The following is a 7,235-nucleotide window of genomic DNA, read 5'->3' as shown; positions in this document are numbered from 1 at the left end:
CGCGAGCACGCTGCGCGAGCAGGCCAGCTCGTCGCGGGCCGCCCTGCCGGGCTCCCCGCCGGCGGCCGTCTGGCGTTACGCGCCTCCGCCCCCGCCGCCGGCCGGGTGGCTTCCGTCGCCCGACTGTCCTGCCCCCGCCGCGTCGGCCGAACGGACCAGTCGCCGGTCGCGCCCCGTGCCGGGCGGTGCGAGGGTGCTGCGGGGGCGGTGTGAGCGCGGGAGTCGCGCGGTGAGGAGGTGGGGCGCGATGGAGCTGCCCCTGGTCGTGGGCGTCGACGGGTCCGCCGGGAGCCTGCGGGCGCTGGACTGGGCCGTGGACGAGGCGGCCCGGCACGACGCGCGGCTGCACGTGCTGTACGCCTCGCTGTGGGAGCGCTACGAGGGGCGCCTTCCGCCCCCGGGCGGGCCCTCGGAGGAGACCCGGGCCGAGGAGGCCGTCGCCCCCGCCGCCGTCCGGCACGCCCGGGACCGCGACCCGTCCGTGCGCGTCCACGCCGAGACCGTGCCCGAGGAGGCCGTGAACGCCCTCGTCGAGGCGAGCCGGCACGCCGCCGCGGTGATCACCGGCCCCTCGGGCCGGGGCACCTTCACCGGGCTGCTGCTCGGCTCGGTCAGCCTCTCCGTCGCGGCCCGCGCCCACTGCCCGGTGATCGCCGTACGCGGCTCGGCGGACGGTCTGCGCGGCTCCCGCGGCCGGGTCCTCGTCGGCGTCGGGGACAGCGAGGAGGCGCCCGCCGCCGTCCGGTTCGCCTTCCGGGAGGCCGCCGCCCGCGGCTGCGAGGTGCAGGCCGTCCGCTCCTGGCGGCACCCCGCCCGGCAGTCCGTGACCCACTACCCGCTGCCCAGCGGCGAGCCCCTCGACCACGAGGAGCGGGCCGGCCGCGAGCTGCACGAGGCGCTGCGCGCGGCCGAGGCCGAGTACCCGGGCGTCACCGTGCGCGCCGTCACCGTCGAGGGACCCGCGCACCGGACCCTCGTCGCCGCCTCGGACGAGGCCGACCTGCTGGTGGTCGGCGCCGTCCGCCGCCACCACGGGGGCGGCCTCCAGCTCGGCCGGGTCAGCCACACCGCCCTGCACCGGGCGGACTGCCCGGTCGCCGTCGTCCCGGCGGGCTGACAGCGGCGGGCTGACTCCGGCGGGCTGACCCCGGCCGGCCCGGCGCCTCAGCCCGCCGCGCGCCAGTCCAGCCGGAGGATCGCCAGGTCGTCGGCGTGCCGGTCGGCGTTCAGCTCCCGGACGGTTCCGACGAGCCGGTCCAGCTGACGGTCCGGCGGCTCCTGCGACGGCACCCGGTTGACCAGCTCGACGAGGCCCTCCGCGCCCAGCCGGTGCCGCCCGGGCCCGTCGTGCCCCTCGATCAGCCCGTCCGTGTACAGCGTGAGCGCCCCGGAGCGGGGCACCGCGAGCCGGGTGGCGGGCCAGTGGCACAGGCCCGGCGCGATGCCCAGGGCCACCCCGTGCTCCGCCGCCACCGGCCGGGTCGCCCCGTCCGCCGTCAGCAGCGGCTCGTGGTGCCCGGCCAGGTGCAGGACGGCGGTCGACTCCCGCAGGTCCAGGGTGAGCAGCGAGCAGGTGGCGAACATCTCGTGCCGGGTGCGCTCGGCGACCAGCATCCGCTCCAGCAGGTCCAGCAGCCGCTCGCCCCGGTGCCCGGCCAGGGTCAGGGCCCGCCAGGTGATGCGCAGGGCGACGCCGAGCGCGGCCTCGTCGGGGCCGTGCCCGCTCACGTCGCCGATCAGGGCGTGCACGACGTGGTCGTCGGTCTGGACGACGTCGAGGAAGTCCCCGGCCAGCAGGGCGCTCTCCCGGCCGGGCAGGTACCGGGTGGTGGCCGTCACGGCGGGGGAGTCCAGCAGCGGCGTCGGCAGCAGGCCGCGCTCCAGCCGGGTGTTCTCCTGCGCCCGCAACTGGGTGGCCTGGAGCTCCGCCTTGGCCCGCTCGGCCTGCTTGCGGTGCACGGCGTAGTGCACGGCCCGCTGCAGCAGCTCCGGCTCCACCTGCCCCTTGACCAGGTAGTCCTGGGCGCCCGCGGTGACCGCCCGCACCCCGGCCTGCGACTCCGCGAGACCGGTGAGCACGATGACGGCCACGTGCGGGTCCGCCTGCTGTACGGCGGTGACCGCCGCCGTGCCGGAGGCGTCCGGCAGGTGCAGGTCGAGCAGTACGCAGTCGGCACCGTCCGAGACCAGCTCCGCGCGGGCCTCGGCCAGCGTCTTGCGCCAGCTCAGCGTGTGGTCGAGACCGGTGTCGGCCAGGAGCTCCTCCACCAGGAGGGCGTCCCCCGCGTCGTCCTCGACGAGCAGGACGCGGTAGTGCGGCGGCGCGGCGGACTCCGGATCCGGGAGCGAGGCGCTCGCCGGCCGCTCCCGGGCGTCGGACGTCTGGGCGGTCACGAGGCGGACCGTCCCGTCGTCGTGGCCTCTTCCGCCGCCGGTCCCGCCGCCGGTTCCGCCGCCGGTCCCGCGGCCGGTTCCACCGCCGGATCGGAGTCGTCCGGTCCGGTGGCCGGCAGCGTGAAGACGATGCGGGCGCCGCCCTCGCGCTCCGGGTCGACGGCGATGGTGCCCCCGTGGAACTCGACGATCTTCCGGCACATCGCCAGGCCGATACCGGTCCCCGGGTACGCCTCCCGGGTGTGCAGCCGCTGGAAGAGGGCGAACACCTTCTCCGCGTACTCCGGGCCGATCCCGATGCCGTTGTCGGTGACGGCGAACCGCCAGACGTCGCCGTCCCGCTCGGCCGACACGTGGATGGCCGGACGGCGGTCCGGGGCGCGGAACTTGACCGCGTTCGAGACCAGGTTCTGCCAGAGCATGCCCAGTTGCGTCCGGTCGCCGACCACCGTGGGCAGCGGATCGTGGGTGACCTCCGCCCCCGACTCCTCGACCGGCACGCTCAGCGCGTCCAGGGTCGTCTCCAGGACGGCGTCCAGGTCCACGGTGTCGTGGTCGTTGTGCACCCGGCCGACGCGCGAGAACGCCAGCAAATCGTTGATGAGCACCTGCATGCGGTTGGCGCCGTCCACCGCGAAGGCGATGTACTGGTGCGCCCGCTCGTCCAGGCCGTCCCCGTACCGGCGTTGCAGCAGCTGGCAGAAGCTCGCCACCTTCCGCAGCGGCTCCTGGAGGTCGTGCGAGGCCACGTAGGCGAACTGCTCCAGCTCGGCGTTGGAGCGGCGGAGCTCGGCCGCCTGCTCGTCGAGCTGGGTGCGGGCCTTCTCGGTGAACTCCAGCTGGCCCACCATCCGCCGCCGCATCGCCTCCACGTCGCCGCTCAGCCGGCGCAGGTCGGCCGGTCCTGTCGCCGCGATGGAGTGCCCGAAGTGGCCCTGGGCCACCAGCCTGGCGTCCGAACCCAGCCGCTCCAGCGGCATGGTGACGCCCCGCCGCAGCCCCTCGAAGACGAGGACCGCGACCAGCAGGATCACCGCCGCGATGGCCGCGAAGACGCCGTTGCGGAGCCGGCGGGTGTCGGCCAGGTCCGCACTGGTCCCGGCCCGCTCGTCGGCCAGGTGCCGTTGCTGCTCCTGGAGGGACGCGCGGACGGAGTCGAAGGCGCCCTTCCCGGCGCCCACCCGCTCGACGACCCGCGCGGCCTCCGGGCCCGGGGGAGCCGCCGCGACCGGCCGGGCGACCCGCGCCTGCCACGTCTCGGCCCGCTCCAGCACCCGGTCCAGGTCCGCCCGGGCCTCCGGCTCGTCGCCGACCAGCCGGCGCAGCCGGGCGGCGGCCGACTTCTCGTCCGCGACGCCCTGCGTGTACGGCTCCAGGAACTCGCGCCGGCCGGTGAGGCCGTAACCCCGTACGCCCGTCTCCTGGTTCACCAGCGCGTTCTCCAGCCGCACGGCCTCGACCAGCGCCGGCGACCGTACGTCCACCAGGCGGTCACTGATCGTCGCCGTCCGGGCGAGCGCCCAGGTCCCCAGGGCGCCGAGCGCCGTGAGCACCACCAGCGTCGTGCTCACGCCCACGCGCAGCCACCGGCGCGTCGTCCAGCCCGGCCGGCCGGCCGGACCCGGTCTGCCGCCGGCCCGGTCCGTCCCGGTGGGGTCCCCGGATGGGGATTCCACGGAACCGCCCTGTTGAGGAGCAGTTTCGACCGCCACGTTGCCCGCCTTCCGTCTCCGTTCCCCGAGTCCCCCGGGCTGCTTCCCCGGCACCTGGGCAGCCACACCGTATCGGTGCCGTGACAACAGTAGTTGTCGAGAGGGCGGCGCAGCGCCTAGGGTGTGCGCTATGCCCGGCACCCATTTCTCCCCGCGCCTCGCCGAAAGCGAGATCTCCGCGATGGTGGAGGGAGCGCTCGCGGGCCTGGCCCACCGCCTGGCCCACCGGTCGTTCCGCCTGCTGCCCGCCGCCGGCGGGCCCGCGGATCCGGACGGCGCCCGGGCCGAGGCCCTGGCCTATCTCCACATGCTCGTTCACCTGGAACGGGCGGTGCAGCGCCTCACGGACGCCGCGGCCGAGGAGGCCGCGCGGAACGGCGCCGGCTACCCCCAGATCGGGCGGGCCTGCGAGATGAGCCGCCAGGGAGCCCGCAACCGCTGGCCCGGCATCGTGCACGGCACCACCCACCGACCCCCGAAGCACACCGAGCGGAGCCGATGATGATGGCCGCCCCCGCGCGCCCCTACGACGTCCTTCTGGTCGAGGACGATCCGGCGGACGCGATGCTCATCAAGGAGGCGCTCCTTGAACACGGAGCCGCCCGTAACCTCACCCAGGTCCAGGACGGCATCGCCGCGCTGGACCACCTCCGCGACCCCGGCCTGCCCCGGCCGGACCTGATCGTGCTCGACCTCAACATGCCGCGGATGAACGGCCGGGAACTGCTGGCCGTCCTCAAGGGGGACGAGGACCTGCGCGCCATCCCGGTCGTCGTGCTCACCACGTCCTCCGCCCCGGACGACGTGGCCGACGCCTACCGGCGGTACGCGAACGCGTACGTCACGAAGCCCGTCAACCTCGACGACTTCACCCGGGCCGTGCGCAGCATCGACGCGTTCTACCTGGACACGGCCACCAAACTGCCGCGGGAGTAGGCCCCGTCCGGGCGGTGGCATCCTCCGGGGTTCCGGGGCGGGTGCCGCCGCTCCGTCGTTTCCGGGGACGTTCCGGGGCGTTGACGCGCGCCGAAACGTTTCCGTGGACCGGGGCGTTTCCGCGTGCCGCCGGGGAGCACCCCGGGTCGTCCGCACGATTCCCGCACAAATATCGTTTTTCTCAGGAACCGCGGCGGCGCCCAGGTCATCTGTACAGGTGAGGTGGGGGGTTGCCGGGTTTTCCCGGCTTTCTCGGTTTTCTCGTACCGGCAGTGGAGCCGGGCCCGCCGCGGACTCGCTGTCTTGGAGGTTTTCACGTGCACGTCGGGAAGGGCCGTCGCCCCGTCCTGCTGATATCCGCCCTCATGGGCTCGTTGGTGCTGTCCGCCTGTTCCGGGGGGTCCGGCGGCGGGTCGTCGGACGACTCGGGACCCGCGGCCAAGGTGACCGTGAGCCCGGCGGCCGGCGCCAAGGAGGTCAAGCTCGGCGCGCCGATCTCGGTCAAGGCCGACGGCGGCAAGCTGACCTCGGTGGAGGTGAAGGACGACAAGGGGGAGAAGGTCGAGGGGAAGCTGTCCGGTGACGGCGTCACCTGGCAGTCGGCCGGCAAGGTCAAGCCGAAGACCACCTACACGGTGCAGACCGCGGCCGAGTCGGCCAAGGGCCGGAAGTCCACCTCCACCGCGACCTTCAGCACCCAGCAGGCGCCGAAGGTCAACAAGCTGACGAACACCCCGCAGAACGGGCAGACCGTCGGCACCGGTATGCCGGTCTCGATCCTCTTCGACCACAAGGTCGACAAGGACAAGCGGGCCGAGATCGAGAAGAACTTCAAGGTCACCTCCACCCCGCAGGTGGAGGGCGCCTGGGGCTGGGTGACCGACTACTCCGGTCAGGACCGCCTCGACTGGCGGCCCAAGACGTACTGGCCCAGCGGCACCAAGGTCGCCGTCAAGGGCTCGCTCGCCGGCATCGACAGCGGCGAGGGCGGCTGGTTCGCCCGGGACTACGACTACGGCTTCACCATAGGCGCCGACCACAAGGCCGTCATCGACGTCCCCGGTCACACGCTGACCATGTACGAGAACGGCAAGCCGGTCGGCAGCGTCAAGGGTTCCGCCGGCTCCCCGGAGGCCCCGACGCGCGGCGGCATCCACACCGTCCGCAGCAAGAACGCGGACGAGACCATGGACTCGTCCACCATCGGCTACGGCAACCAGTGGATGCTGGACGCGAAGTGGGTCACCCACATGACCGCCTCCGGCACCTTCCTGCACTCCGCGCCCTGGAACAACCAGATCGGCGTGGTCAACAACAGCCACGGCTGCTTCGGCATGACCACCGAGGACGCCAAGCGCACCTACGACTTCCTGCCCATCGGCTCCACCGTGGAGGTCAAGGGCACCTCCAGCACCGTCAAGACCGACGTGGGCAACGGCCTCGAGGTCTGGCAGGAGACCTGGGAGCAGTGGCAGAAGCGCAGCGCGCTGAAGAACTGACGCGTTGACGCGCTGACGGAACCGACGCGGAGACGCGGTCGGGTACGCGTCCGACGGGGCGGCCGGGAGGGAGACCTCCGGGCCGCCCCGTCGGACGTTTCCCGTCACGGGACCTCGCCGAGCACCCCGCCGTCCCGCAGGGCGCGGACCGCGCGCGGGGACAGCGGGCGGAGCGCCTCGCGCAGGGTGTAGCCGTCGCGGTAGCGGTCGATGGCGTCGGCGACTCGCAGGGACACGTAAGAACAGGCACCCGTCCGCAGATTGACGGCCAGTGCCCGGTCGGTGCGGGCGCTGCGCCGGCCGACGACGACGTCCGGGTCCAGGCCGTGTACGGAGTCAGGGTGCGGGCCAGGGGGCGGCAGATAGGCGCCGGCGACCCGGCCGGGCGCGAGCCGTCCGGCCCGGGCCAGCGGGCGGCCGAGCGCCGCCGCGAGGGCGGTCAGCCGCTCGGGGGAGGGCGGCGCCGGATCGAGCACCGGGCGCCGCAGGGCCAGGTCGGGACCGGCGTCCCCCAGCGTCACCGGGCCGGAGGGCCAGGACGGGTCGGTCCAGCCGGCCGGCCAGTCGAAGCTGCGGAGCCCGATCACCCGGTCCACGGCGTCCTCCAGCCGGGCGAGCGCCTCGTCCGCCGCCTCGGGCGGGAATCCGGGGGCGCCCAGCCACAGTTCGGCGACGACGGTCGTGCCGCGGTCGC

The 7,235-nt window shown here is 74.4% G+C and carries 7 protein-coding genes; 4 read left to right on the top strand and 3 right to left on the bottom strand.

Annotation, left to right across the window (positions count from 1 at the left end):
• Positions 1-247 precede the first annotated feature (247 nt).
• Positions 248-1,117 (top strand): universal stress protein, encoded by an 870-nt coding sequence (locus tag JNW98_RS30345; protein ID WP_223771505.1) that lies wholly within the window; start codon positions 248-250, stop codon positions 1,115-1,117.
• Between the two features lie 47 nt (positions 1,118-1,164).
• Here JNW98_RS30345 and JNW98_RS30340 read toward each other — a convergent pair whose 3' ends face one another.
• Positions 1,165-2,394: a PP2C family protein-serine/threonine phosphatase gene (locus tag JNW98_RS30340; protein ID WP_223771504.1), complete on the bottom strand. Its 1,230-nt coding sequence runs from the start codon at positions 2,392-2,394 to the stop codon at positions 1,165-1,167.
• On the bottom strand, positions 2,391-4,070 hold the full coding sequence (locus tag JNW98_RS30335; protein ID WP_372459355.1) for a sensor histidine kinase: 1,680 nt from the start codon (positions 4,068-4,070) through the stop codon (positions 2,391-2,393). Before JNW98_RS30335 ends, JNW98_RS30340 begins: the two co-directional genes overlap by 4 nt.
• A 166-nt stretch (positions 4,071-4,236) precedes the next feature.
• Here JNW98_RS30335 and JNW98_RS30330 point away from each other — a divergent pair, with 166 nt between their 5' ends.
• The 3 genes from JNW98_RS30330 (at position 4,237) to JNW98_RS30320 (ending at position 6,541) form a co-directional block, all read left to right on the top strand.
• Positions 4,237-4,608, top strand: a complete 372-nt coding sequence (locus JNW98_RS30330; RefSeq protein ID WP_223771503.1) for a hypothetical protein — start codon at positions 4,237-4,239, stop codon at positions 4,606-4,608.
• Entirely contained in the window at positions 4,608-5,042 is a 435-nt protein-coding gene (locus JNW98_RS30325; protein WP_223771502.1) for a response regulator, read from the top strand. Before JNW98_RS30330 ends, JNW98_RS30325 begins: the two co-directional genes overlap by 1 nt.
• A 317-nt stretch (positions 5,043-5,359) precedes the next feature.
• Positions 5,360-6,541: a L,D-transpeptidase gene (locus JNW98_RS30320; RefSeq protein ID WP_223771501.1), complete on the top strand. Its 1,182-nt coding sequence runs from the start codon at positions 5,360-5,362 to the stop codon at positions 6,539-6,541.
• Positions 6,542-6,645: 104 nt separating this feature from the next.
• Here JNW98_RS30320 and JNW98_RS30315 read toward each other — a convergent pair.
• Positions 6,646-7,235, bottom strand: a 590-nt coding sequence (locus JNW98_RS30315) for a hypothetical protein (protein ID WP_223771500.1), incomplete at its 5' end; no start/stop codon positions are given.

Source organism: Streptomyces huiliensis, assembly GCF_020037025.1.
GTDB lineage: Bacteria > Actinomycetota > Actinomycetes > Streptomycetales > Streptomycetaceae > Streptomyces > Streptomyces huiliensis.
The sequence above is the reverse complement of the archived record's forward strand: the minus strand, read 5'-3'. Positions and strand labels throughout refer to the sequence as shown.